This is a genomic window from Micromonospora sp. NBRC 107095, assembly GCF_030269705.1.
In the GTDB taxonomy this organism is placed as follows: domain Bacteria; phylum Actinomycetota; class Actinomycetes; order Mycobacteriales; family Micromonosporaceae; genus Micromonospora; species Micromonospora parva.
In genome coordinates, this window is record NZ_BSTU01000001.1 from 1,512,270 (window position 1) to 1,537,924 (window position 25,655).

Sequence of the window (25,655 nt, forward strand, 5' to 3'; positions counted from 1 at the left end):
GCGAGCGAATCAGCAGTGCGGTGCGGTGGTGCCTCATGGCGTCGCGGAGCGAAGCGGAGTGACGGCATGAGCGATTTGATCAAGATGACCGCGACGGAGATCGCGAGCCTGGTCGCCGGGGGCGAGACCTCCGCTGTCGAGGTGACCCAGGCGCACCTGGACCGGATCGCCGCGGTCGACGACCGGGTGCACGCCTTCCTGCACGTGGACACCGAGGGCGCGCTCGCCGCGGCCCGCGCGGTGGACGAGCGTCGGGCGGCCGGCGAGGAGTTGGGCCCGCTCGCGGGTGTGCCGGTCGCGGTCAAGGACGTGCTCGCCACCCGGGGTGTGCCGACCACCGTGGGGTCGAAGATCCTGGAGGGCTGGCGCCCGCCGTACGACGCGACGATCGTGCAGCGGCTGCGCGACGCCGGCACGGTGATGCTCGGCAAGACCAACATGGACGAGTTCGCGATGGGCTCCTCCACCGAGTACTCGGCGTACGGCCCGACGCGCAACCCGTGGGACCTGAGCCGGATCCCGGGTGGCTCGGGTGGTGGTAGCGCCGCCGCGCTGGCCGCGTACGAGGCGCCGCTGGCGATCGGCTCGGACACCGGCGGCTCGATCCGTCAGCCCGGGGCGGTCACCGGCACGGTGGGCGCCAAGCCCACCTACGGCGGCACCTCCCGCTACGGATTGGTGGCCTTCTCGTCGTCGCTGGACACCCCCGGCCCGTGTGCCCGCAACGTGCTCGACGCGGCCCTGCTGCACCAGGTGATCGGTGGCCACGACCCGCGTGACTCCACCTCGATCCCGCAGCCCGTACCGGACGTGGTGGCGGCGGCGAAGCTCGGCGCGACCGGTGACCTGACCGGCGTACGGCTCGGCATCGTCAGCGAGTTCGTCGGCGAGGGCGCCGAGCCGGGTGTGATGGCGGCGTTCCGTGAGTCGGTGGACGCGCTGACCAAGATGGGCGCCGAGGTCGTCGAGGTGTCCTGCCCGACGTTCGCGTACGCGTTGCCGGCGTACTACCTGATCGCCCCGAGCGAGTGCTCCTCCAACCTGGCCCGGTTCGATGGTGTCCGGTTCGGCCTGCGGGTCGGCGACGACGGCAACCGGTCCCTCGAAGAGGTCATGTCGCTGACCCGGGAGTCCGGCTTCGGCCCGGAGGTCAAGCGCCGCATCATGATCGGCACGTACGCGCTGTCGTCGGGTTACTACGACGCGTACTACGGGCAGGCGCAGAAGGTCCGGACGCTGATCACCCGGGACTTCAACGCCGCGTTCGAGCGGGTCGACGCGCTGATCTCCCCGACCACCCCGTCGGTGGCGTTCCCGATGGGCGCGCGGACCGCCGACCCGTACCAGATGTACCTGGCCGACCTGTACACGATCCCGACGAACCTGTACGGCGGGCCGGGCATCTCGGTGCCGTGCGGGCTCTCCGAGGGGCTGCCGGTCGGTTTGCAGGTGATGGCCCCGACGATGGCCGACGACCGGATGTACCGGGTCGCCGCCGCGTTGGAGTCCGCCGTCGGCACGTTCACCCCGCCGGCTCTCTGACCCACCGGTACGGGGGCAGGTCGCCCGCCTTCGTACCGGAAGTCGTCACGCGCCCGGTGCGGTCACCACGACCGCGCCGGGCGGCTGTCGTCGCGGCGACACGACGATCTCCGATCAGGGGATGGACCGGGTTCAGTGGCACTGGTCGAATAAGCTCCGAGTCTGTTGGATCGACGAACTCTGGTCCGCTGGCGGCCGCGAGCGGCTCCGATCAAGACCTGGATGTGCGATGGGGACGCTTCGCCCGGTCATGGCCCTGACGATGGTTGTCGCGATGCTGCTGGGTGCCGCGCAACCAGCCACCGCCGCCGACACCGTCACCATCACCTCGGGCAAGCCCCGGTCGGTCATGTACATCGGGCAGGTGTACGCGATCCACACCGTGGAGGCCACCGGCGGCACCGGGCCGTACGCGCTGTCGGTGGTGTCGGGCAGCCTGCCGCCGGGCATGCTGCTGGTGGGCACGTCCCTGGGGGGTGCGCCGACCACGCCGGGCACCTACCCGTTCAGGCTGCGGATGACCGACAAGAACGGTCTCTTCGGCGAGCAGACGGCGACGATCGAGGTGCGTCAACAGAAGGTCGTCATCACCTCGGGCAAGCCCCGGTCACCCATGTACCTCGGGCAGGTGTACGCGATCCACACCGTGGAGGCCACCGGCGGCACCGGGCCGTACGCGCTGTCGGTGGTGTCGGGCAGCCTGCCGCCGGGCATGCTGCTGGTGGGCACGTCACTCGGGGGTGCGCCGACCACGCCGGGCACCTACCCGTTCACGCTGCGGATGACCGACAAGAACAAGCTCTTCGACGAGCAGGCCGCCACCATCGTCGTCGCCACGGCCGCTGCCACGTTCACCTCCGGCGACCCGCCCGCCGGCACCGTGGGACGGTCCTACTCGTTCCGGTTCACCGCCGACGGTGATTCGGACATCGCCTTCGCCCTGGCCGGTGGGGCCCTGCCCGGGGGTCTCACCCTCGACAAGTTGGGCCGGCTGAGCGGCGTTCCCGGCAGCGCCGGCACGTTCACCTTCACTGTCCAGGCGACGGGTCGCAGCACCAGTGCCACGAGGGACGTGTCGCTGGTCGTCGCCGCCGCGTCCCCGGACACCCCCACGGCGACCCCGACCGACCCGACGGCCACCCCGACGGCCACCCCGACCCCGACGGCATCGACCGATCCGGCCGTCACACCATCGGAGAGCGACCCGGCGACCTCCCAGCCGGCGCCCACGCCGTCGCGGTCGAAGGGCGGCTGGCTGCCGCTCACCGGACCGGGTTCGCCCCTCGTGCTGCTGTTGATGGGCGTCCTGGCGTTCTCCGTCGGTGGCATTCTGCTCGTGCTGGCCTACCAGCGTCGGCGCTTCGCCACACCCGAGTGACGCCCGGCAGCGGGGTGGCCGGACCAGCCGATTAGGCTGGAACGGTTCTGTCCGGATCGCTCCTGGAGCTCAGATGACGACGACACTGCCCGCGTACGACGAGGTCGTTGCGCGCTTCGAACCGGTGATCGGCCTGGAGACCCACGTCGAGCTGGGCACGAACACCAAGATGTTCTGTGGGTGCCCGACCGACTTCGGTGGCGAGCCCAACACCCGGGTCTGCCCGGTTTGTCTGGGCCTGCCCGGCTCACTGCCGGTGGCCAACAAGGCGGCCATCGAGGCGATCATCCGAATCGGTCTCGCGTTGAACTGCTCGATCGCCGAGTGGTGCCGGTTCGCCCGGAAGAACTACTTCTACCCGGACATGCCGAAGAACTTCCAGATCAGCCAGTACGACGAGCCGATCTGTGTCGACGGTTACCTGGACGTCGAGGTGGGCGGCGAGACGGTGCGGATCGAGATCGAGCGGGTGCACCTCGAGGAGGACACCGGCAAGACACTGCACGTCGGCGGTGCCACCGGCCGCATCCACGGCGCGACCGAGTCGCTTGTCGACTACAACCGGGCCGGCATCCCGCTCGTCGAGATCGTCACCAAGCCGATCACCGGCACCGGTGCGCTCGCCCCCGAGGTGGCCAAGGCGTACGTCGCCGAGCTGCGCGACGTGATCCGCACCCTCGGCGTCTCCGACGTGCGGATGGAGGAGGGTTCGCTGCGCTGTGACGTGAACACCTCGCTGAACCTGCCGGGGCAGGAGTGGGGCACCCGTACCGAGACGAAGAACGTCAACTCGCTGCGGTCGGTGGAGCGGGCGGTCCGCTCGGAGATGCTGCGGCAGGCGTCGGTGCTGGACGCGGGCGGCCGGATCACCCAGGAGACGCGCCACTTCCACGAGGACACCGGCGACACCACCCCGGGTCGCTCGAAGGAGACGGCGACCGACTACCGGTACTTCCCGGAGCCGGATCTGGTGCCGATCGCGCCGGACCCGGCGTGGGTGGCCGAGCTGAAGGCCGCCCTGCCGGAGCTGCCCCGGGTGCACCGGCGCCGGCTCCAGGAACAGTGGGGCCTGTCGGACCTGGACATGCAGTCGGTGTTGAACGCCGGCGCGGTCGAGCTGATCGAGGCCACCGTGGCCGCCGGCACCACCCCGGCGGCGGCCCGCAAGTGGTGGCTGGGTGAGCTGTCCCGTCGGGCCAACGAGAGCGGTGTGGAACTGGCCGAGATCGGTGCCACCCCCGCTCAGGTCGCCGAGCTGCAGGGGTTGGTCGATGCCGGCAAGCTCAACGACAAGATGGCTCGCACGGTGCTGGAGGGTGTGGTCGACGGTGAGGGCTCGCCCACCGAGATCATGACCAGCCGTGGCCTGGAGGTCGTGTCGGACACCGGCGCGCTCACCGCCGCCGTGGACGAGGCGATCGCCGCGAACCCCGCCATCGCCGACAAGATCCGCAGTGGCAAGGTCGCGGCGGTCGGCGCGCTGGTCGGCGCGGTCATGAAGACCACCCGCGGGCAGGCCGACGCGAAGACCCTGCGTGAGCTGATCCTGGAGCGCCTCGGCGTCCAGGGCTGACCCGACGCCCCAGCGTCGATCAAGAGGTTGACGGCGGTTTGAAGATCCACGGCTGCCGTCAACCTCATGATCAACACGTACTGCACCCCTCGCGAGGGCGTCAACGGCGACGCCTGGATGGAGTTACCGTGACCCGGCACGACCTTGATGTCCTCGACGAGATCCAGCGGCGGGTGCTCTGGCTCGCCACCCGGATCGTGGACGCCGCCAACCATGACCGGGCCACCGGCGACGGTGTGAAGGTCGGCGGCCACCAGGCGTCCAGCGCCTCGCTGGTCACCGCGATGACCGCCCTCTGGTTCGCGCACCTCGACGCCGAGGACCGGGTAGCGGTGAAGCCGCACGCCTCCCCGGTGTTCCACGCCATCCAGTACCTGCTCGGCAACCTGGACCGCTCCTACCTGCCCCGACTGCGGGCCCGGGGCGGCCTCCAGTCGTACCCGTCGCGCACCAAGGACCCGGACGAAGTGGACTTCTCCACCGGTTCGGTCGGCCTGGGTGCGGCGGCGCCGCTGTTCGCCGCCGCGACCCGCCGCTACGTCGACGCGCACTTCGGCGCCCGGCCGCACTCCCGGTTCGTGGCGCTGATCGGCGACGCCGAGTTGGACGAGGGCAACATCTGGGAGGCGGTCGCCGACCCGGCCACCACCGGACTGGGCAACGTCATGTGGCTCGTCGACTTCAACCGGCAGTCGCTGGACCGGGTCGTCCCCGGCATCCGGATCAACCAGTGGCGGGGCCAGTTCGAGGCGGCCGGCTGGCACGTCGTCGAGGTCAAGTACGGCCGCCGGCTCGCTGAGGCGTACGCCCGCCCGGGTGGGGAGGCGTTGCGGGACTGGATCGACGCGATGCCCAACGAGCAGTACCAGTCGCTGTTCGGGCTGACCGGGCCGGCGCTGCGCAAGCAGTTCCTGGACGGCGCGCCGGCCGAGGTGGGTGCCTTCGTGGAGGGCATCACCGACGAGGACCTCGGCCCGCTCGTCACCGATTTGGGCGGGCACGACCTGCAGGCGATGCTGGACGCGTACGCCCAGTGCGACGCGGTCACCGACCGGCCCAGCGTCGTCTTCGCGTACACCGTGAAGGGTTGGGGGTTGCCCATCGCCGGCAACCCGCGCAACCATTCCGCGCTGCTCAGCACCGAGCAGGTCGACGCGTTGCGCGCCGCGCAGGGGCTGACCTCCGAGACCGAGTGGGACCGCCTCGACCCGGCCTCACCCGCCGGGATCCGGGCCGGCGCCCGCCGGGAGGCGCTGTCCCGCGCGCCCCGCGAGCGCGCGCTGGGGGTCACCGTCCCGGAAAGCACGGGAGTACGCGCAACCAAGCCGATCTCCACCCAGGAGGTCTTCGGTCGGGTGCTGGTGGACCTGGCCCGGGACCGGGAGGTGGGCCGCTACCTGGTGACCACCGCCCCGGACGTGGCCACCTCCACCAACCTGGCCGGGTTCATCAACAAGACCGGGGTGTTCGCCCCCACCGAGCAGCGATCCTGGACCGAGGACCGGATGCTGCGCTGGACCGAGAGCCCCGCCGGGCAGCACATCGAACTGGGCATCTCGGAGATGAACCTGTTCCTGCTGCTCGGCCAGCTCGGGCTCTCCTGGGACCTGTCCGGGCAGCCGCTGCTGCCGGTGGGCACCGTCTACGACCCGTTCGTGCTGCGCGGCCTCGACGCGTTCCTGTACGGCACCTACTCCGGCTCCCGGTTCGTGGTGGCCGGCACCCCGTCCGGCATCACCCTCGCCCCCGAGGGCGGCGCCCACCAGTCCACCATCACCGCGTCGGTCGGCCTGGAACTGCCCGGTGTGACCTTCGTCGAGCCGGCGTACGCGGCCACCCTCGACTGGCTGCTCTGCGACGCGCTCGGGCAGATCGCCGGGGGGTCGGCCCCGGCCGCGACCGCCGCGCCCGCCGAGGACGGCGCGTACTACTTCCGGTTGAGCACCCGACCGCTGGACCAGGCGCCGTTCGAGGCGGCCCGGGCGCGGCTCGGCGACGCGGTGCTGCGCCGGCAGGTCGTCGCCGGGGCGTACCGGCTGGTCGACGCGCACCAGGCGTACCCGCACCTGGTCGACGCCCCGGTGGTGCAACTGGCCGCCTCCGGTGCGGTGCTGCCCGAGGTGCTGGCCGCCGCCGCGGAGTTGGCCGACGAGGGCATCGCCGCGCACGTGGTGGACGTGACCTCGCTGGACCGGCTCTACCGGGCCTGGCAGCGCACCCTGCGGCAGGGCGTACGGACGGCCACGGTGCCCAGCGTGCCGGGCGCGCTGCGCTCCGCGTTCGCCGATCGGGTGCCGGTGGTGACAGTGCACGACGCCGCGTCGCACGCGATGGCCTGGCTCGGCTCGGCCGTTGGCGCACCGGCGGTGCCGCTCGGCGTGGACGAGTTCGGCCAGTCCGGCAGCGTCGCCGACCTGTACGAGCTGCACGACCTGCTGCCCGGCAGCATCGTCAACGCCGCGCTGGCCGCGATCGCCCTGCGCTGACCCGTCCGCGCCCGCCGGGCCGCCGGCCGGCGTGGGCTCAGCCGGTCGGGGTGGGCGTGGGTGTGGGCGTCTGTGTGGCGGGCGCTCCCCCGCTCGGGGTGGGCGTGGGCGTGGCGGAGACACCGGCGTTCGGGTTCTCCACCAGGCGTCGTTCCAGGTTGACCTGGGCCTGGCCGGTGCCGCCGACGGTGATCGTGTCGTACGCCTGGAGCATCTTCTGCTGGTCGAAGTAGAGCACGCTCATCGACAGCGGGGTGGGCTTCTCGCCCTCCAGGCCGCGCAGCCCGGCACCGCCGGTGGAGCCCTCCACCATCAGCGTGGTGGGCTGCTGCCCGGGTGTCTCCGGCAGCTTGGACACCTGCCGGGCGTGGGTGTGCCCGGCCAGCACCAGCGGGCAGGTGCCCGCGAGCGGTCCGGCCGACGCCGGGTCGTGCACGAGAGCGATGTTGACCGGTCGCGGTGAGTTGCGGATCGTCACGGCGAGCTGGTTGCCGGCCCCGATCACCTGGTCGGCCACCTGCTGGGTCAGTCCGCTGCCGGCCGGGGAGGTGTTCTTGTCCGGGGTGAAACGCGGGTCGCCGATGCCGGCGATGGTCAGCCCGGCGACGGTCGTGGTGGTGTTGTTCAGCACTATCGCGTTCGGCTGGCGGGCCACCGCGGCGGCGGTCTTGCCGGAGTCGTGGTTGCCCCGGATGAAGACGTACGGCTTCTTCAGCAGGCTGATCGAGCCGACGAAGGAGGCCTCCGGTTCGCTGCCCCAGTCGGTGATGTCCCCGGTGTCGATCACCACGTCGATGCCGAACTGCTCCACGACCGTCCGGATCAACTGCCAGCCGGTCGGGTTGAGGTGCATGTCGGAGACGTGCAGCACCCGCGTGGTGCCGGGGGTCGGCTCCAACAGCGGAAGCGCCGAGACGGTGGTGTAGAGCTGGCTGACGTTGCCGACCAGGCGCTGCAACTGCTCCGCGTACTTGGTGTAGTCGTTGGCGATCCGGCGGGCGTCGCCGACGATGGCCGGCGCGTTCACCAGCAGCCCCTCGTAGCGTGGCTCCTCGATGGCCTGCGGACGGAGGGTCGCCGCCGCCGTGCCGAGACTGCTGGCGGTGACCAGCAGCGCCAGCCCACCCGCCCAGGCCGTGCGCCGGACGTTGCGGAAGATCAGCCCGGCCAGGATCAACGTGACCAGCACCGACGCGCCGAGGGTACGCAGGCCGAGGCGCATCACCCCGGAGCGGACGTCCTCCACGGCGCTCTGGCTGGCCCGGCTGATGCTGGCCGGATCGTCGATCAGCGCCTCGGTGCGCCCCTGGTCGAGCGCGCCCAGCCGAACGGTGAGGTGGGTCGGCCCGCTGTGGCTGTCGAGCAGCAGCGCGCCCAGCGGCGGGATGTCGACGGTGGTGCCGCCGTCGCGGGCGGGGGAGATGCTGAGGTTGGCCCGGAACGGGCCGATGTCGGTGCTCACCTGACCACCGGCCAGCACCCCGAGCACCGCCCCGGCCAGGGCCACGGCGAGGACGGCGACGACCAGCCCGAGGCGGCGCAGTGGGCCCACGGCACCGGCCCACCAACCCGGGCGCGCCCGATCGTCGCCGGTCACCGGGTCGTCCCGGTCATCGGCGTCGTCGTGTCGCTCGTCGTGTTGCCCGTCCATGCTGAAAGTCTGGCCTGCCCGTCGGAAGATCTTGGTAAACCTGAACGGATGGTGACGGAATCAGCTGCGCCCGCCGTCGCCGCCCGCGAAGACCACCCGCAGCAGCCGGTCGTCGTCGCCCGCCGGGTCACCCCGCCCGTCGTGGTTGGAGGTGCTCACCCAGAGCGACCCGTCCGGTGCCGCGGCCACCGCGCGAAGCCGGCCGTAGCGGTTGGTGAGCAGCTCACTGGGCTGACCGAGCAGCGTCCCGGTGTCGGTCAGCTCCATCACCCAGAGGCGCTTGCCGCGCAGGCAGCCGGTGACCAGCAGCTGCTCCGTGGCGGCCAGCCCGGAGCAGGACGCGTCCGAGGTCGGCCACTGCGCGATCGGGTCGGTGAACCGCTTGTCGCCGGCCTTACCCTCGACCTCCGGCCAGCCGTAGTTGCCGCCCTTGGTGATCTGGTTGACCTCGTCCCAGGTGTTCTGGCCGAACTCGACGGCGTACATCCGCTTCGCGGCGTCCCAGGTGAAACCCTGCACGTTGCGGTGCCCCACGGACCAGACCGGGGAGTTGGGGTACGGGTTGCCGGCGGCCGGCTTGCCGTCCGGGGTGACCCGGAGGATCTTGCCGCCGAGGCTCTTCACGTCCTGCGAGAGCGGGCGCTGACCGGCGTCACCCGTGCTGACGTAGAGCTGCTTGTCCGGGCCGAAGCCCAGCCCACCGCCGTTGTGCACGTTGGCCTTGGGAATGCCCGTGAGGATCGGGGTGGGCTGCCCGCCGAGTTGCAGCCGGGCGACCCGGTTGTCCCGTTCGGCGGTGTAGTAGACGAACACCGTCCGGTCCCGGGCGTAGTCGGGGGAGACGGCGATGCCGAGCAGGCCACCCTCGCCCGCCGCCGCCACGTCGGGGATGGTCTGCACCGGTCGGACCCGCAGCCCGTCCGGCCCGGACTCGGGCCCGACCTGGAGGATCCGGCCGTTGTCCCGTTCGGTGACCAGCGCGCCGCCGTCCGGGAGGAAGGCGATGGCCCACGGCACCCGCAGGCCCTTGGCGAGCACTGTCGCCACCGCCTGCTGACCGGCACCGCCGGGGTTCGCCGACGCGGACGGGGTCGGCAGGTTGGGCGGTTCGCCGGCCGGGTCGGGCTCCGGCTCACCGAAGCTGCAACCGGCGGTGAACAGCAACGCCGCGCAGGACGCCGCGAGGGCCGCCCGGAGGCGGCGGATGCGAGGGTACGGGGGACGGGCGCTCACCCGGCCCAGGGTAGCCCGCCGCGCGGCCCGACCGGGCCCGTCGAGATCCAAGGGTGCCAAACGGACCCACCGGACGGGTGCCGGTGGACCGGTCAGCGGGCCCGTACGGCCAGCAGCGCGGTGTCGTCCTCGCGGTGCCGGGTCGAGGCGAGCAGCAGGTCGCAGAGGTCGTCGAGGGGCAGCGTGTGAGTGCCGGCCAGGCGGCCCATCAGCTCGGCCAACCCGTCGTCGATGGACCGGTCCCGCCGTTCGATCAGCCCGTCGGTGTAGAGCAGCAGGGTGTCACCGGTGGCCAGGCTGGTCGAGTGGCTGCTCCGCCGCATCGGGCGGGCCAGGCCGAGCAGCGGTTCCGGCATCGCCGCCAGGACCTCGACCGCCCCGCCGACGCGGACCACCAGGGCCGGCGGATGCCCGGCGTTGGACCAGGTCACCTCGTGCGCACCGGCGCGCTGCGGACAGATCCGCACCAGCGTCGCGGTGGCGGCGATCGGCAGCCGAAGGCCACGGATGGCGGCGTCCAGGTCGCTCATCAGCGACCCGACCGCGTCCGGCCGGCCGAAGGCGTTGCCCCGCACCAGGTTGCGCAGCTGGCCCATGGTCGCCGCGGCCTCGATGTCGTGCCCGGCGACGTCCCCGATCGCCGCGATCACGTCGCCGTCGGGCTGCACGAAGGCGTCGTACCAGTCGCCGCCGACCTCCACCCGGTCGGCCGCCGGCTGGTAACGGGCCGCCAGCTCCAGCTCCGCCACCACCGGCAGCCGGGGCAGCATGCTGTGTTGCAGCACCTCGGCGACGTGCCGCTGCTCGCCGTACATCGAGCTGTTGCCGACGGCCTGGCCGGCCCGGCGGCCGATGTCCATCGCGGTCAGCAGGTCCCGGTCGTCGAACTGCTGACGGTGGCCGTCGTTGACGAGAGTGATCGCCCCCAGCACCGTGCCGCCGACACCCCGCACCGGCACGCTCAGGTAGGAGGCGATGCCCAGCCGACCGGCGATGGAGACCATTTCCGGGTGGATGGTGCCCCGCTCCACGTCGGTCAGGGACGCCACGCTGCCGAGCCGGGGCTGGCCGGTGCGCAGCACCGCCCGGATTATCGAATCGGGGCCCAGCCCGGTGCGCAGCAGCTCACCGAAGCGGTCGACGTCCGCGGCGCGGGCCGGGTCCCGGTGCACCGAGACCACCTCACGGGGCAGGCCGGTCGGCCCGATCAGGGTGAGCAGGCACCAGTCGGCGAGCAACGGCACCATGGTGGCGGCGAGCCGGCGCAGGGCGACGCCCACGTCCAGGGTGCCGGCCAACGTCTCGCTCACCCCGGCCAGCAGCTCCAGCCGTTCGTGCGCCTGCACGACCCGCCGCCGCGCCTCCTGCGCGCCGTCGAGCGCGATCCGCAGCCGCAGCTCCGACGAGCAGGCGGCGGCGAGGTCGGCCAGGGTCCGCAGTTGGGCGGCCGTCCAGGCGCGCGGTTTGCTGTCGATGGCGCAGAGCGAGCCGAGCACCCGACCGGAGAGGTCGGTCAGCGGCATCCCGGCGTAGGCGACCACGCCGAGGTCCTCGATGGCCAGGTTGTCCCGGACGCGCGGGTAGAGCCGGGCGTCCGGCAGCACCATCGGCACCTCGATGTCCACCACGTGCTGACAGAACGAGTGACTCAGGGGCGTCTGCCGGCGCTGCGACCAGGGCTCCGGCAGACCGACCGCGCCGGGGAAGAACTGCCGGTCGGCGGAGACCAGCGAGACCAGCGCCACCGGCACGTCCAACAGGTCGCTGACCAACCGGGCGAACCGGTCGAACGCTTCGTCCGGAGCGGCGTCCAGCCCGGTGTCGGCGAGCGCGCGCAACCGCGAAGGGTCGCCGAGCGTCATCGGTGGCGCGATCGGACGCCGGGGGGAGGCGGGGGAGCCGTCGGTCATCGTGCACCTGTCTGCCGGGCGGAGGCGGACGGCCCTCCGATCCTTCCTTATACCTCGCGAGGGCCCGGATCGAACCTCGGTGTGCTGAGTCTCGCCCGCCGTGGCCTCGTGCGCCACCACCCTGGCGTCGGTTCACCGCCGTGCCCGCACCGTCCGCGCCGCCGGGGACTATCGTCGGCGGACGTGAAGGTATGGATTCCGCACCAGGCCGGCCTGAACCTCATGGGTGAGCTGCCCCCGGACGTGACGGTGGAGGTCTTCGAGCACACCGACCGGATGCCGTCCGCGGCGGCCGGCGTCCGCTTCTGGGTGCCGCCGTTCCTGGGCGGCGCGGACGGGACGACCGTGCTGGGTCAGCTGCCCGATCTGGCGGTGGTGCAGCTGCTCTCCGCCGGGGCCGACGCCTGGGCCGGCCGGACCCCACCGGCTGTCACGCTCTGCGACGCCCGGGGCGTGCACGACCCCGCCACCGCCGAGTGGGTCGTCACCGCGATCCTCGCCCAGCTGCGGGCGTTCCCGGCGTTCGTCCGCGCCCAGGCCGAGCGGCGTTGGACGTACGCGGAGCACACCCCGACCGACGAGCTGACCGGCAAGCGCGTGCTGATCATCGGCGCCGGCTCGATCGGCACCGCGGTGCGCGACCGGCTCGCCCCCTTCGACGTGAGCTTCACCCTGGTCGCCAGGACGGCCCGGCCGGAGCAGGGGGTGTACGCCGTCGAGGAGCTGCCCCGGCTGCTGCCCGACGCGGACGTGGTGGTGGTGCTGGTGCCGCTCACCGACCAGACCCGTGGCCTGATCGACAAGGCGTTCCTGGCCGCGATGCCGGACGGGTCGCTGTTGGTCAACGCCGCCCGGGGGCCGGTGGCGCACACCGATGCGCTCGTCGCCGAGCTGGGCACCGGTCGGATCTCGGCGGCGCTGGACGTCACCGACCCGGAGCCGCTGCCCGCCGACTCCCCGCTCTGGACCATGCCGAACGTGCTGCTCACCCCGCACGTGGGCGGGTCGGTACGGGGGTTGCTGCCGCGTGCCTACCGACTGGTGGGCGATCAGGTGCGCCGCTTCGCCGCCGGGCAACCGCTGATCAACACGGTGGTCGACGGCTACTGACCGGGCGCGTCCGCCGGGGCGCCCGGCAGTGGCTGGCCGGTTGCCGCGACCAGCCGAGGCAGGTCCGCGCCACGGACGGCCGGCAGGGTGACCTGCTGGCCGTCGTCGAGCCGGGCCACCGCGCGCCCCCGCTGATCGGTGGCCAGCTCCAGGACCTGCTCCCAGCCGATCCGGCGTTGCCCGACCAACGCCCGCAGGCGCAGCTCCCGCGCGTCGGCGTCGGTGCCGGCCCGCCAGGCCCACACCGCGACGGCGAGCGGGACGAGCAGCACCGGCAGCAGGTAGCCCCGGGCGTTGGCCAGCGGCAGGGCGCCGACGAAGGCGATGATCGCGGCCACCAGGATGGCTTGGTTGTACCGGAAACGGACCGTGTCGGGCTTACTCACCCTCCGATGATCCCACTCCCTGCTGTTTCGGCTCGCGCCGGGCGGTGCCACCGGCCGGGGGTACCCCGTACAGTGACACCGGTCGTTGTTTTCCCTGAGTAACCGGCAAGTAACCACTTCGGCCGTCCATCGTTGTCAATCGTGGGTAGCGGACTCGCGACGTCCGGTGCCCCGCACCGCCGCACCGCCCCCGTGCCCCCTCACGAAGGCGTCCGCCGTGCTTCTCGCGTACCCGTTCCGCGTCCTCGTCCCCCGCCGTGCGGCACCCGAGGCCGCCACGTCCGTGGCGGTGGCGCTGCTTCTCCTCGCCGGTGCCGCCGGCCTTGTCCCGACCTCGGTGGTGATCGCGCTCGGCGCCGGCGCCGGCGCCACACTCGCCGGGCTGCGACTCTCCCGGCTGGCCAGCCGGCGTGGCACCGACCCGCCACCGCGCGCGGCGGGCGTGCTGCTCGACGCGGCGGTGGTGGCGGCCGGTCTCACCGCCGTCGTGCCGCCCCTGGCGGACATCGGGCACACCCGCGCCGTGCTGATCGGGTCGCTGGTCGTGGCGGCCCTCTCGACGAGCGGTCTGTACCGGCTCCCCGGCCGCCCACGGCCGGCGGCCCCGGTCCGGTTGCGCGGGCTGGTCGAGTCGACCGGCCCGGCCGTCGGTCTGGCACTCGCCGGCTGGCTGCTGCTGCCGTGGGACGGTCTGTCGGTTCCGGTTCGGCTGGGTTGCGCGTTGACGCTCGGCGGGTTGGGGATGGCCGCGTTGAACGCGTTCGCGGGGCCGTGGCGGCGCTCGGGTGCGGCGATCTGTCGGGGCGGCGTCCTGCTCACCCTCTGCGGGTTGGTCCTGCTGGCCGTGTCGCCGTCCGCGCCGGCCGGGCGGGGGGCCCTGCTGGCCGTACCCCCGTTGGTGTTCGGGATGTTGCTCGTCGCGGTCGGTGCCGCGGATGCGGCGGACGACGCGCAGTCGGCGGAGCCGGTGGCGGCGGCCTGGCCGCGGTCGGTGCTCCCGGCGGCGGTGCTGCTGCTGGCGTCGGGTCTGCACCTGGGCGCCGGGCGCGCACCGGACCGGACGAGCGTGTTGTTGGCCCTGGCGGCGGTGCCGCCCCTGGTGCTGCGCGAGCTGCTGCGTGCCGGTGACGCGGCCACGTCCGTTCGGCGGGCCGCCCATCGTCGGCCGGCCGGTCGGTCGCTGCGGCACCGCCGCTCAGTCCCGGAACGCTGGCCGGGCACGCCGGAGCCGCCGCCCGAACGGGGCCCCGACACCCCGGCGGCCGAGGCCCCCGGGACCGGTGCCGGCTCGACCTGGTCGCCTGAGCCCAGCGCCGCGTGGTCGGGGCTCGACCGGCGACAGTTCGCGGCCGCGAGCAGCATCCCCGGCGACCGGGCGGCCCTGCTGGATGCCCTGGCCGCGATCGGCGACGTTCCGGTGCCGGCCGGCGCGCTGCTCCTGGTCGACCTGCACGGCACCGAGGGGATCGGCCCGACGGCCCGGGAGGACGTGCTGGCCGAGGCGGTGCACCGGGCGCGCGCGGTGATCGCCCCCGGCGATCTGGTCACCGGGTGTGCGGGTACCGGCTTCGCGGTGGTCACGGCCGCCGGCCCGGTGCTGGCGTACGCGCTGGGCACCCGACTGTTGAGCGCGCTCAGTCCGCCCTACCGGCTGGCCGGCGCGGTGCTGCGGGTGCAGACGAGCATCGGCCTGGCCGAGGTGAGCGGGGTGGGGCCGGCGGACGTGCTCCGGCAGGCCGAACTGGCCCGACGGCGGGCCGTGCAACTGGGTCGGGACCGGGTGGAGTGGTACGACGCGTTCCTTGAGGAACAACTGGTCCGCCGGCTCGACCTGGAGCGCGAGCTGCCCGGTGCGGTGGCGCGTGGCGAACTGGATCTCGTCTACCAGCCGGTGGTCGACCTGGCCGACGGGCAGCCGGTGGGCGCGGAGGCGTTGCTGCGGTGGCGCAGCCCCGTGCTCGGCACGGTGCTGCCGGCCGAGTTGCTGCCGGTCGCCGAGGACCTCGACCTGGTCGGTGAGTTGGAGTGGTGGGTGCTGGAGCGGGCCTGCCGGCGGTTGTCCGACTGGTCGGTGGGCGCCCGGGAGCTGTGGATGGCGGTCAACGTGACGACCCGGGAGCTGACCACTCCCGACTTCGTGCAGCGGCTCGCGGCCGTGCTGGCCGCGTACGGGGTGCCGCCGGAGCGGCTGGTGGTGGAGGTCAGCGAGCCGAGGGTGGCCGGTGACCTGTCGACAGTGGTGGCCCGGTTGGCGGGGCTCCGGTCGCTGGGCGTGCGCACCGCGTTGGACGACTTCCGGGCCGAGCACGCCTCCCTGGCGCAGCTCCGCCGACTGCCGATCGACCTGCTCAAGGTGGGCCCGGAGCTGGTGGGCGCACGGCCGGACGGGCAACCACCGCTCATCGACGTGGTGGTCAACGTGGGCGAGCGGCTGGGCGTCGAGATCGTCGCCGAGGAGTTGGAGTCGTCGACCCAGGTCGAGGGGGCACGTCGGGGCGGTTGCCGGTACGGGCAGGGGTTCGCGCTGGCCCGCCCGGCGACGGCTGAGCGGGTCGAGGCGTACTTCGAGGAGTTTCCGTCAGCATCGCGCTGAACCGGTTCATCTGGCTCGGGGCGGGGCGGTGCTGCCGCGCGGGGTGAGGTGGGGCGTCTCGTCCTGCACCCGGCCGGCCGGCTGCCCGGCGACGACGGCGAGCAGCTGCCGGGCGGCGTGGGCCCCGTACGCCGGGATGTCCCGGCCCAGCGCGGTCAGCGGCGGGTGCACCAGGCGGCACAGCGGTGAGTCGTCCCAGGCCACGATGGACAGGTCGCCGGGCACGGTCAGGCCCATCTCCTGGGCGACGGAGAGCCCGGCGACGGCCATCACGTCGTTGTCGTAGATGACCGCTGTGGGCCGGTGGACGGAGCTGAGCAGCCGACGGGTGGCCCGGCCGCCCTCCTCGCCGGTGTAGTCGGACCACACGGTGACCGCGTCGTCCAGGTTGAGCCGCTGGCGGACCGCCGCGAAGGCGTCGGTGCGGATCTCGGTGTGCCGCAGGTCGGGCAGGCCGGCGACCCGGGCGATCCGGCGGTGCCCGAGCGCGACCAGGTACTCCACCGCCTCGGTCAGCGCGGCGGCGTCGTCGGACCAGACACTCGCCAGCCCACCGGTGCCGCCGGGGCCGCCGATCACCACCGCCGGCAGGTGCAGCTGTTCGAGTGCGGGGATGCGACGGTCGTCGGTGCGCAGGTCGCAGACGAGCACCCCGTCCACCCGTCGTTCACCCCACCAACGGCGGTAGACCGCGATCTCGTCGTCGTGGTCGGCCACCACCTGCAGGGTCAGCGCGTACGAGCGGGCGGAGAGTTCGGCTTCGACGCCGCTGATCAGCGCCATGAAGAACGGCTCGACGCCGAGGGTCCGGGCCGGTCGGCACAGGGCCAGGCCGATCGCACCGGCGGTGGCGGCCGAGAGGGCGCGGGCCGCGCTGCTCCGGCTGAACCCGATCTCCGTGGCGATGGCCAGGATGCGCTGCCGGGTGGCCTCGGAGACGCCGGGCTGCCCGTTCAACGCGTACGACACGGCACCCTTGGACACCCCGGCGCGTCGGGCGACGTCGGCAATGGTGGGCCGCTTCACCGGCGGGCTCCTTTGCTGCTGCGAGAGAGTGCTGCCCCGGACGTGCTGCCGTGGGCGTCAACGGCCGTTGACGCGTGCGGGGGCCGAAACGTACGGTTGCCTAGCTTATCCGGTTCAGTAAACGTCTTTCGATGCGGAAGGTGCGGTGAGGTCTTGCGCCGACAGGCACTCTACGACGGTTGGACAGTGCGAGCGGCTCCCGGAGCACAGGTGCCCGAGGAGGTCACCGACCGGTCCGTGCCGGCGACCGTGCCGGGCTGCGTGCACACCGACCTGCTCGACGCCGGGCTGATCGAAGACCCCTACCTCGACGACAACGAGCGGGCGCTGGCCTGGATCGGGCGCACCGACTGGGTCTACCGGTCCACGATCGTCCACCGGACGGGCGACGACGACCGTGTCGATCTGGTCTGCGCCGGCCTGGACACCGTCGCCACGCTGACCCTCAACGGCGTCGAGGTGGGCCGCACCGCGAACATGCACCGCGGCTACCGGTTCGACGTCCGACCGCTGCTCCGCGACGGTGACAACGACCTGGTCGTCACCTTCGGCTCCGCGTACCGCTATGCCGAGGCACACCAGGAACGGCTCGGCGATCGCCCGAACGCCTACCCGGAGCCGTTCCACTTCATTCGCAAGATGGCCTGCAACTTCGGCTGGGACTGGGGGCCGACACTGGTCACCGCCGGCATCTGGCAGGAGATCAGCCTGCACGCCTGGTCGACCGCCCGGCTGGCCACCGTCCGTCCCCTCGTCACCATGGACGGTCGCGACGGCCGGGTCGAGGTGCACGTCGAGGTGGAGCGGGTCGCTGACGTCCCGCTGACCGTCCGCGCCGCCGTGGCCGGCGTCCACGCCGAGGTGGTCATCCCGGCCGGGCAGCGCACGGCCGTGCTGACCCTCACGGTCCGCGAGCCCGCGCTGTGGTGGCCCCGGGGGTACGGCGACCAGGCGCGTCACCCGATCGATGTGACACTGCACGCGCCGGACAGCGACCTGCTGGACAACTGGTCGCACCGGATCGGCTTCCGCTCGGTCCGCCTGGACACCACACCCGACGAGCACGGCACCCCGTTCTCGTTGTCGGTGAACGACGTCCCGGTCTTCGTGCGCGGGGTCAACTGGATCCCGGACGACGCGTTCCCCACCCGGATCACCCGGTCCCGGCTGGCCGAGCGGTTCGACCAGGCGGTCGCCGCCAACGTCAACCTGCTGCGGGTCTGGGGCGGCGGCCGGTACGAGTCGGACGACTTCTACGACCTCGCCGACGAGCGCGGCCTCCTCGTCCAGCAGGACTTCCTGTTCGCCTGCGCCGCGTACCCGGAGGAGGAACCGTTCGGCACCGAGGTGGCCGCCGAGGCCGCCGAGCAGGTGACCCGGCTCGCGCCGTACCCGTCGCTGGTGCTCTGGACCGGCAACAACGAGAACATCTGGGGCTGGCACGACTGGGACTGGCAGCAGGACCTCGCCGGGCGCACCTGGGGGCGTGGCTACTACCTCGACGTGCTGCCCCGGATCGTCGGCGAGCTGGACCCGACCCGCCCGTACTGGCCGGGCAGCCCCTGGTCGGGCACCGAGGCGATCCACCCCAACGACCCGGCGCACGGCACCACCCACATCTGGGACGTGTGGAACACCGACGACTACACCAGGTACCGAGAGTACGTGCCGCGCTTCGTCGCCGAGTTCGGTTACCAGGCCCCACCGTCCTACGCCACGCTGCGCCGGGCGCTGAGCGACGAACCCCTGGCGCACGACTCACCGGGCATGGCGCACCACCAGAAGGCGGCCGACGGTGACGCCAAACTCCAGCGGGGCCTCGACGCGCACCTGCCCGCCCCGGCGGACTTCGACGACTGGCACTACCTGACGCAGCTCAACCAGGCCCGAGCGATCCAGCTCGGGGTGGAGCACTTCCGCTCCCACCGGGACGTCTGCGCCGGCACCATCGTCTGGCAGCTCAACGACTGCTGGCCGGTCACCTCCTGGTCGGCCGTCGACGGCGACGGCCGCCGCAAACCCCTGTGGTACGCGCTGCGACACGCGTACGCCGACCGGCTCCTCACCGTGCAGCCCCGGGACGGCGGTCTGGCAGTGGTCGCCGTCAACGAAACCGCCGAGGCCTGGACGGCATCCTGCGCGGTCACCCGGTGCACGCTCACCGGGGAGCCGAGGGCGAAGACCTCGGTCGACCTCGACGTCCCGGCGTACTCCTCGGTGGTGCTGGCGTTGCCGGCGGACCTGGCGCGGCCGGACGAGGGCCGGCAGGAGTTGCTGGTCGCGGAGGCCGGTGGCACCGCGGAGCGCGCGCTGTGGTTCTTCGCCGAGGACCGGGACGTGGACTGGCCGGCGGCGGCCTGGGACGCGACGGTCGAGCCGATCGGCGGCGGGCAGCGGGTCCGGGTCACGGCCCGCACGGTGTTGCGCGACCTGACCCTCTTCCCGGATCGGCTGGACAGCACCGCCACCGTGGACAAGGCCCTGGTCACCCTGCTGCCGGGCGAGTCGGCCACTTTCACCGTGCGCGCGCACACCGCGCTGGACGACCGGGCGCTGACCAACCGACCAGTGCTGCGCTGCGTCAACGACATCGGACGGACTGCTTAACGCCGACGACGTGGAGGGACGGTGTCACCGCACACCCGCCGATTGAAGACTTCTTCAAGTGATAAAGTCTTCGCATCGATCGGGAGAGGTGCTCATGTCGGTCCCGCTGTACCAGGCGAAGGCGGAACTCTTCCGCACCCTCGGGCACCCGGTGCGCATCCGGGTCCTCGAACTGCTCCAGGACGGCCCGAAGCCGGTCCGTGACCTGCTCACCGCGATCGAGGTCGAGGCCTCCAACCTCTCCCAGCAGCTCGCCGTGCTGCGCCGCGCCGGGATGGTCACCTCACACCGCGACGGGCCCCTTGTCGTGTACGCGCTCAGCACCCCGGACGTGGCCGACCTGCTGGCTGCCGGGCGTCGGATCCTCGGCGCGGTCCTCACCGACCGGGACGGCCTCCTCGGGGAGCTGCGCGCCACCGGCGCGGACCGGTGAGCCGCGTCATCCCGGTGGCCCGAGCGCGGTTCCTCGGGCTGCTACCCGGCCGGGCCGACTGGGCGGCGGTCCACCGCTCGCCGCGCCGGGACCTGCTGGCCGGGCTCACCGTGGCGGTGGTGGCGCTGCCGCTGGCCCTGGCGTTCGGCGTCACCTCCGGGCTGGGCGCCCAGGCCGGGTTGATCACCGCCGTGGTCGCCGGCGCGGTGGCCGCTGTCTTCGGCGGCTCCAACCTCCAGGTCTCCGGGCCGACCGGGGCGATGACAGTGGTGCTGGTGCCGGTGGTGCAGCAGTTCGGAGCCACCGGCGTGCTGATGGTCGGGGCGATGGCCGGCCTGGTGCTGATCGCGCTCGCCGTGGCCCGTCTGGGCCGCTACGTCCGCTACCTGCCCACCCCGGTGCTGGAGGGTTTCACCGCCGGCATCGCCGTGGTCATCGCGCTGCAACAGGTGCCCGCCGCACTCGGCGTCAGCGACGCGCACGGGGAGAAGGTCTGGGCCGTCGCCTTCGACGCGGTCGCCCGTTTCCTCGTACACCCGAAGCCCGCCGCGCTCGTGGTGGCCCTCGCCGTCGCGGCGCTGATGCTGCTCGGCGCGCGGTGGCGACCCGGCCTGCCGTTCTCCCTGCTCGGCGTGGGGGCCGCCACCGTCCTCGCCGAGGTCCTTCCGGTCGATCTGGCCCGGATCGGCGCGCTGCCGCAGGGCCTGCCCGCACCCTCGCTCGGCTTCCTCGACCTCGCCGCGCTCGGTGTGCTGCTGCCCAGCGCTCTCGCCGTCGCCGCGCTCGCCGCCCTGGAGAGCCTGCTCTCCGCCACCGTCGCTGACGGCATGACCGTCGGTGAGCGACATGACCCGGACCGGGAACTGTTCGGTCAGGGGCTGGCCAACCTGGCCGCCCCCCTCTTCGGCGGCATCCCGGCCACCGCCGCCATCGCCCGGACAGCGGTCAACGTTCGCGCCGGCGCGGCCTCGAAGTTGGCGGCCCTCACCCACGCCGTCGCCCTCGCGGCGATCGTGCTGGCCGCCGCGCCGCTGGTCGGCCGGATCCCGCTCGCCGCCCTGGCCGGGGTGCTGCTCGCCACCACCGTCCGAATGGTGGAGGCCGGTTCGCTGTGGGCGTTGGCCCGGGCCACCCGGGGCGATGCGCTCGTGCTGGTACTCACCTTCGCCGTCACCGTGATCTGGGATCTCGTCACCGCCGTCGCGGTCGGCGTCGGCGTCGCCGTGGTGCTCGCCCTGCGTGCGGTGGCTCGCAGCGCCCGACTGGAACAGGTGCCCCTCGACCAGGGGGAACACAGCGCCGAGGAGTACGCGCTGCTCACCGAACACATCGTCGCGTACCGGCTCGACGGGCCGCTCTTCTTCGCTGCCGCCCACACCTTCCTCCTCGAACTCTCCGAGGTCAGCGACGTCCGTGTGGTCATCCTGCGGATGTCCCGGGTGACCACCATGGACGCCACCGGTGCGCACGTCCTCGGCGACGCGATCCGGCGGCTACGCGGACGCGGGATCACCGTCCTGCTCTCCGGCATCACCCCCGCCCACGACCAGGTCCTCGCCACCCTCGGCGTCGCCGACGACCTGCGCCGCGAGGAACTGGTCTTCCCGGACACCCCGGCTGCGATCCGGTACGCCCGTGGGATCGCGCTTCCCGTGGCCGGCAGCCCGGCCGATCGGTCGTGACGGCCGGAGGTGGGTGACCGGGGCGGCCCGCGAGCAGACCGTCGGACCGCGCTCTCCTCTCGGGCCACGAACTGTCCCGAGAGGACTTTGCTGTCGTCTTCCGGATAGCAGGGATCACGTCGGGCGGGTGGGGCCGGTTCAATGGCGGGCATGCGGGGGATCAGCGGCAGGGCGGCGGCGAAGGCGCTCATCCTGACGGCCGGCTCCGTCGGTGCCGTCGGCTTCTTCGTCACCGACGGGTGGGCGATCGCCGCGATCGTCGCGGACCTCGTGCTGCTCGGCGTCGGCGGTGGCCTCTGGTGGAAGGACCGGTGGACGCGGCTGTGGTCACGCCTGTTCCCGATCGGCTACTACCGCGGGCCCGAGGCCGACGAGGATCCGGACGAGGGCGGCCCGGACTTCGCAGACCCGGGGTCGACGATTCTCGCGTCGCGTCGGGTTCGTCGGCATCAGCTGACGTTGTCGACGACGAGCCGGCTTCGCCGCTCTGTGCTGCGGCGTTCCCTCAGCGGCGAAGACTCCCGCCGGGCCAAGGACATGGCGATGGTGGCGAACAGCCTGACCCAGATTCAGAGCGGGCTCCAGTCGGCACAGCGGAACGCCAGGCGGGAACAGCTGTGGTGGCTGGTCGCCGGGCTGGCGGCGTCCATCCCGATCGGCGTCGCCATCAACCTCGCCACCGGCTGACCGGCGAACCGGCTCCGGTACGGCGCGAGCGGTGGCCACGGAGGAAACCGAAACGTCCCCCGGGACCACCGCTCGTCAGCGGTAGCGGATGGTCAGGCGCGGGCGGCGGCGAGCACCTGGCCGACCAGCGCGCCGGAGGTGCCCGAACGCTCGTACTCGGGCCGGTTCAGGCTGCCGCCCATCAGTGGGGCCGGGTTGCGGTGCACGGCTGGGCTGTCCGAGCTGACCAGTGCCGCGAAGTGGTACTCGTCAGCGCCGGTCGCCTCGACGATCCGGGCGATGTTGCGCGGGGTGATGCCACCGCCCGGCATGACGACGATCCGGCCGGCGGCGCGGCGCACCAGGTCGGCGATGAGCGGGGCACCCTCCAGGACGCTGACTTCCTGGCCCGAGGTGAGCACCCGGTGCACTCCCAGCTCGATCAGCTGCTCCAGCGCCGCGTGCGGGTCACGGGTCATGTCGAACGCCCGGTGGAAGGTGATGCTGACGTCGCCTGCGGCGGCGATCAGCCGGCGGGTGGTCGGCACGTCGACGTCACCCTCGGCGGTCAGCGCACCGATCACGATGCCGTGCGCGCCGGCCGCCACCGCGGCCCGCACGTCCCGCTCCATCGCCTCGATCTCGAACGGCGAGTAGATGAAGTCGCCGGCCCTCGGCCGGACGATCACGTGGACCCGGATCCGGTTGACGGCGCGCAGTGTCGTCTCGATGGTGCCCAGGCTGGGGGTCAGCCCGCCGTCGAAGAGCGCGGAGCACAGCTCCACCCGGTCGGCGCCGGCCTCCTCAGCGGCGACCGCCCCCTCGACGCTGTCGATGCAGATCTCGAATGTGTTCATGATTCTTCCTTTTCCGTGCGTGGCGGTGCCGCTTCGGTCCGAGACGTGGTCCAGTCGATGACGGCCGTGACGGCGCCGACCGGTGCGCCGCCGCCGAGCACCGGCACCTGGCGCAGCGCGTCGGCCCCACCCACGGGTACGCCCACGGCGTCGAGGGCGGCGAGGGCGATCGCGGTGGTGGCTCGGGGTGATCCGTCGACCACCTTCACCGCGACGGCGTGACCGTCCGGTGCGGCCACCCCGAGCACACCCTCAGCTCCGCCCTTTGCGAGAACGCCGGGCAGCGCCCGCATCAGGTCGGTGTTGGGGTGCCCGTTCCAGCCGCCGACGTACTCCGGGTGTTGGCGCATGGCCTGCGCGACCAGCGCCTCGTCACTGCCGGCGGGCGCGCTGACCAGGGCCTGGAAGGTGCGGGCCAGGCCGGTCAGCGGCAGCCCGAACAGCGGTGCGCCGCATCCGTCGACAGCGTGGTGCGCGATCGGCGTGCCGGCGAGCCGGGCGACGGCGGCGGCGGTCTCCCGCTGCACCGGGTGGTCCGGGTCGAGGTAGTCGTGCGTGTTCCAGGACCGGGCGACGCAGGCGACGAGCATCGCGGCGTGCTTGCCGGAGCAGTTCATCCGGATCCGCTCGCGCTGTCCGCCGGCGCGGATCAGCCGGTCCCGGGTCGGTTCGTCCTCCGGCCAGTCCTGCGGGCAGCCGAGCGCGTCCTCGGTCAGGCCGGCCCCGGCCAGCATCGCCCGCACCACCTCGACGTGCCGGTCGTCACCGGTGTGGCTGCCGGCGGCGAGCGCCAGCGCCGGGCCGGTCAGCTCGTCACCCGCCGCGACCCGGCAGGCCAGCGCCTGCACCGGCTTGAGGGTCGAGCGGGGCAGGACCGGCTCGTCGGGTACGCCGGCGGCGAGGGCGACGGTCCCGTCCGGGGCGAGTACGACGACGCTGCCGTAGTGCCGGCTCTCCACGAAGCCGTTGCGCACGACCCGGGCCAGTTCGGCGTAGCGGAAGATGGTCACCGGGGAGTGTTCCCTTCGAGAAGTGGCGGGGGCAGCTCAGCGGTCCGCCGTCCGCGCCGGCCACCGAAGCGGCCGTTGCGGGCCTGGAGTACGCGGGCGAACTTCGACAGCGAGGCGTTGACCACCAGGTAGATCAGTGCCACCACCAGGAACGTCTGGATCAGCAGGTGGGTGTACGAGGCGAGCACCTGCCCGCTGTAGAGCAGCTCGGTGTAGCTGACCACGAAGCCGAGCGAGGTGTCCTTGAGTAGCCCGACCAACTGGCTGACCAGGGACGGGGCGAGCTGGAGCAACGCCTGTGGCAGGACGACGAGCGCCATCACCTGCCCGCGGCGCAGCCCGACGGCGAGGCCGGCCTCGGTCTGTCCCCGGTCCAGCGCCAGGATGCCGGACCGGAAGATCTCGGCGAACGCCGCCGAGTTGGAGACCACCAGCGGCACCACGAGCTTCCAGAACAGCGGGAAGTTCAGGCCGTACTGCGGCAGGGCGAACAGCGTCACGTAGATCAGCAGCAGGGTGGGTACGGTTCGGAAGATCTCCACGTACGCGCCGGCCAGCCAGCGCAGCGGTCGACGCGTCGACAGTCGGCCGAGCGCCAGGATCAGCCCGAATGCGGCGCTGAGCACCGCGGTCGCGGCGGCTGCGCGCACGGTGGCCCACAGCCCGTTGAGCAGGTAGCGCCAGATGGGCCAGGTGGTGAACGGCTCCCACCGGTCGGCGGCCAGTTCGCCGTGGCTGGCGAACTGGTAGACGGCCGCGGCCAGGGCGCCGGCCAGCCCGACGGCGCCCAGCACGGTGGCGATCCGGATCCGCCGTTGGGCGCGGGGGCCGGGTTCGTCGAAGAGGATCTGTTGGGTCTTGTTCATCGGACGATCGCCAGCCTTCGTTCGAGCAGGCCGGTGACCTGACCGATGATCAGCGCCAGCAGCATGTAGGCGAGGCCGGCGCCGGTGAAGACGGCGATCGGTTGGGCCTCGACCAGGTTCACGTTGTTGGCCGCCTGGGTCAGCTCGACCACGCCGACGGCGGCGGCCAGCGAGGTGTTCATCAGCAGCGCGATGCAGATGTTGCCGATCGGCTGGATCACCGCCCGGAGTCCCTGCGGCAGGATGACGTGCCGCAGGGACTGGCCGAAGGTGAGCCCGATGGCACGGGCCGCCTCGGCCTGGCCCACACCGACCGTGTTGATCCCGGCGCGGATCGCCTCGGCCAGGTACGCCCCCTCGTACACCGCGATGACGATCGCGGCGGAGGTGAACAGCGGGAACGTGATGCCGATGGTCGGCAGCGCGAACACGAAGAGCACCAGCAGCGCCAGCAGCGGCAGGTTCTGGAACACCTCGACGTACGCGGTGCCGATGGCGCGCAGCAGCGGCACGGGAGCGATCCGCAGGGTGGCCACGACGATGCCCAGCAGCATCGCGCCGACGGTGGTCACGACGGTCAGTTCGACCGTCGTGACCAGGCCGTGGCCCAGCTGGCTCAGGTGGGCGGTGAGGGCTTCCATCGGTA

General features: G+C 72.6%; 19 protein-coding genes. 10 read left to right on the forward strand and 9 right to left on the reverse strand.

Annotated features, from left to right (window positions below):
- The first annotated feature begins 66 nt into the window (after positions 1–66).
- The 4 genes from gatA (at position 67) to QSK15_RS07185 (ending at position 6,979) form a co-directional block, all read left to right on the forward strand.
- Positions 67–1,542 carry an Asp-tRNA(Asn)/Glu-tRNA(Gln) amidotransferase subunit GatA gene (gene gatA, locus QSK15_RS07170; RefSeq protein ID WP_285793450.1) on the forward strand — a complete coding sequence of 492 codons (1,476 nt, stop codon included), beginning with the start codon at positions 67–69 and terminating at the stop codon, positions 1,540–1,542.
- Positions 1,543–1,771: 229 nt separating this feature from the next.
- Positions 1,772–2,920 carry an Ig domain-containing protein gene (locus QSK15_RS07175; protein WP_285793451.1) on the forward strand — a complete coding sequence of 383 codons (1,149 nt, stop codon included), beginning with the start codon at positions 1,772–1,774 and terminating at the stop codon, positions 2,918–2,920.
- Between the two features lie 73 nt (positions 2,921–2,993).
- A complete protein-coding gene (gene gatB / locus QSK15_RS07180) occupies positions 2,994–4,493 on the forward strand; it encodes an Asp-tRNA(Asn)/Glu-tRNA(Gln) amidotransferase subunit GatB (RefSeq protein WP_285793452.1) in 1,500 nt (499 codons plus the stop codon).
- Between the two features lie 128 nt (positions 4,494–4,621).
- Positions 4,622–6,979: a thiamine pyrophosphate-binding protein gene (locus QSK15_RS07185; RefSeq protein WP_285793453.1), complete on the forward strand. Its 2,358-nt coding sequence runs from the start codon at positions 4,622–4,624 to the stop codon at positions 6,977–6,979.
- A 37-nt stretch (positions 6,980–7,016) separates the two neighbouring features.
- On the opposite strand, the gene QSK15_RS07190 is transcribed toward QSK15_RS07185, so the two are convergent.
- The 3 genes from QSK15_RS07190 to QSK15_RS07200 form a co-directional block, all read right to left on the reverse strand.
- Positions 7,017–8,630 carry a metallophosphoesterase gene (locus QSK15_RS07190; protein ID WP_285793454.1) on the reverse strand — a complete coding sequence of 538 codons (1,614 nt, stop codon included), beginning with the start codon at positions 8,628–8,630 and terminating at the stop codon, positions 7,017–7,019.
- 60 nt (positions 8,631–8,690) lie between these two features.
- On the reverse strand, positions 8,691–9,863 hold the full coding sequence (locus tag QSK15_RS07195) for a PQQ-dependent sugar dehydrogenase (protein WP_285793455.1): 1,173 nt from the start codon (positions 9,861–9,863) through the stop codon (positions 8,691–8,693).
- A gap of 92 nt (positions 9,864–9,955) precedes the next feature.
- Positions 9,956–11,773, reverse strand: coding sequence for a SpoIIE family protein phosphatase (locus tag QSK15_RS07200; RefSeq protein WP_285793456.1), 1,818 nt, complete (start codon positions 11,771–11,773; stop codon positions 9,956–9,958).
- A 183-nt stretch (positions 11,774–11,956) separates the two neighbouring features.
- On the opposite strand from QSK15_RS07200, the gene QSK15_RS07205 reads away from it, so the two are divergent.
- Positions 11,957–12,883 (forward strand): 2-hydroxyacid dehydrogenase, encoded by a 927-nt coding sequence (locus QSK15_RS07205; protein WP_285793457.1) that lies wholly within the window; start codon positions 11,957–11,959, stop codon positions 12,881–12,883.
- On the opposite strand, the gene QSK15_RS07210 is transcribed toward QSK15_RS07205, so the two are convergent.
- Positions 12,877–13,269, reverse strand: coding sequence for a PH domain-containing protein (locus QSK15_RS07210; protein WP_285793458.1), 393 nt, complete (start codon positions 13,267–13,269; stop codon positions 12,877–12,879). The genes QSK15_RS07205 and QSK15_RS07210 overlap by 7 nt on opposite strands.
- 217 nt (positions 13,270–13,486) lie before the next feature.
- Between QSK15_RS07210 and QSK15_RS07215 the strand changes: the two genes are divergently transcribed.
- Positions 13,487–15,862, forward strand: coding sequence for a GGDEF domain-containing phosphodiesterase (locus QSK15_RS07215; protein WP_285793459.1), 2,376 nt, complete (start codon positions 13,487–13,489; stop codon positions 15,860–15,862).
- Between the two features lie 6 nt (positions 15,863–15,868).
- Here the strand turns inward: QSK15_RS07215 and QSK15_RS07220 are convergent, their stop codons facing one another.
- Positions 15,869–16,888, reverse strand: coding sequence for a LacI family DNA-binding transcriptional regulator (locus QSK15_RS07220; RefSeq protein ID WP_285793460.1), 1,020 nt, complete (start codon positions 16,886–16,888; stop codon positions 15,869–15,871).
- A gap of 153 nt (positions 16,889–17,041) precedes the next feature.
- On the opposite strand from QSK15_RS07220, the gene QSK15_RS07225 reads away from it, so the two are divergent.
- The 4 genes from QSK15_RS07225 (at position 17,042) to QSK15_RS07240 (ending at position 22,297) form a co-directional block, all read left to right on the forward strand.
- Positions 17,042–19,495 carry a glycoside hydrolase family 2 protein gene (locus QSK15_RS07225; RefSeq protein WP_377622052.1) on the forward strand — a complete coding sequence of 818 codons (2,454 nt, stop codon included), beginning with the start codon at positions 17,042–17,044 and terminating at the stop codon, positions 19,493–19,495.
- Positions 19,496–19,589: 94 nt separating this feature from the next.
- Positions 19,590–19,928 (forward strand): ArsR/SmtB family transcription factor, encoded by a 339-nt coding sequence (locus QSK15_RS07230; RefSeq protein WP_285793462.1) that lies wholly within the window; start codon positions 19,590–19,592, stop codon positions 19,926–19,928.
- Positions 19,925–21,610 (forward strand): SulP family inorganic anion transporter, encoded by a 1,686-nt coding sequence (locus QSK15_RS07235; RefSeq protein WP_285793463.1) that lies wholly within the window; start codon positions 19,925–19,927, stop codon positions 21,608–21,610. The genes QSK15_RS07230 and QSK15_RS07235 overlap by 4 nt, the downstream gene beginning before the upstream one ends.
- 150 nt (positions 21,611–21,760) lie before the next feature.
- On the forward strand, positions 21,761–22,297 hold the full coding sequence (locus tag QSK15_RS07240) for a hypothetical protein (RefSeq protein ID WP_285793464.1): 537 nt from the start codon (positions 21,761–21,763) through the stop codon (positions 22,295–22,297).
- 92 nt (positions 22,298–22,389) lie between these two features.
- Here the strand turns inward: QSK15_RS07240 and QSK15_RS07245 are convergent, their stop codons facing one another.
- From QSK15_RS07245 to QSK15_RS07260, 4 genes are read right to left on the reverse strand one after another with little or no spacing between them, the layout of a single operon-like run.
- A complete protein-coding gene (locus QSK15_RS07245) occupies positions 22,390–23,133 on the reverse strand; it encodes a copper homeostasis protein CutC (RefSeq protein WP_285793465.1) in 744 nt (247 codons plus the stop codon).
- Positions 23,130–24,143: an asparaginase gene (locus QSK15_RS07250; RefSeq protein WP_285793466.1), complete on the reverse strand. Its 1,014-nt coding sequence runs from the start codon at positions 24,141–24,143 to the stop codon at positions 23,130–23,132. The genes QSK15_RS07245 and QSK15_RS07250 overlap by 4 nt, the downstream gene beginning before the upstream one ends.
- On the reverse strand, positions 24,140–25,009 hold the full coding sequence (locus QSK15_RS07255) for an amino acid ABC transporter permease (protein WP_285793467.1): 870 nt from the start codon (positions 25,007–25,009) through the stop codon (positions 24,140–24,142). The genes QSK15_RS07250 and QSK15_RS07255 overlap by 4 nt, the downstream gene beginning before the upstream one ends.
- On the reverse strand, positions 25,006–25,650 hold the full coding sequence (locus tag QSK15_RS07260) for an amino acid ABC transporter permease (RefSeq protein WP_030337216.1): 645 nt from the start codon (positions 25,648–25,650) through the stop codon (positions 25,006–25,008). The genes QSK15_RS07255 and QSK15_RS07260 overlap by 4 nt, the downstream gene beginning before the upstream one ends.
- Between the last annotated feature and the right edge of the window lie 5 nt (positions 25,651–25,655).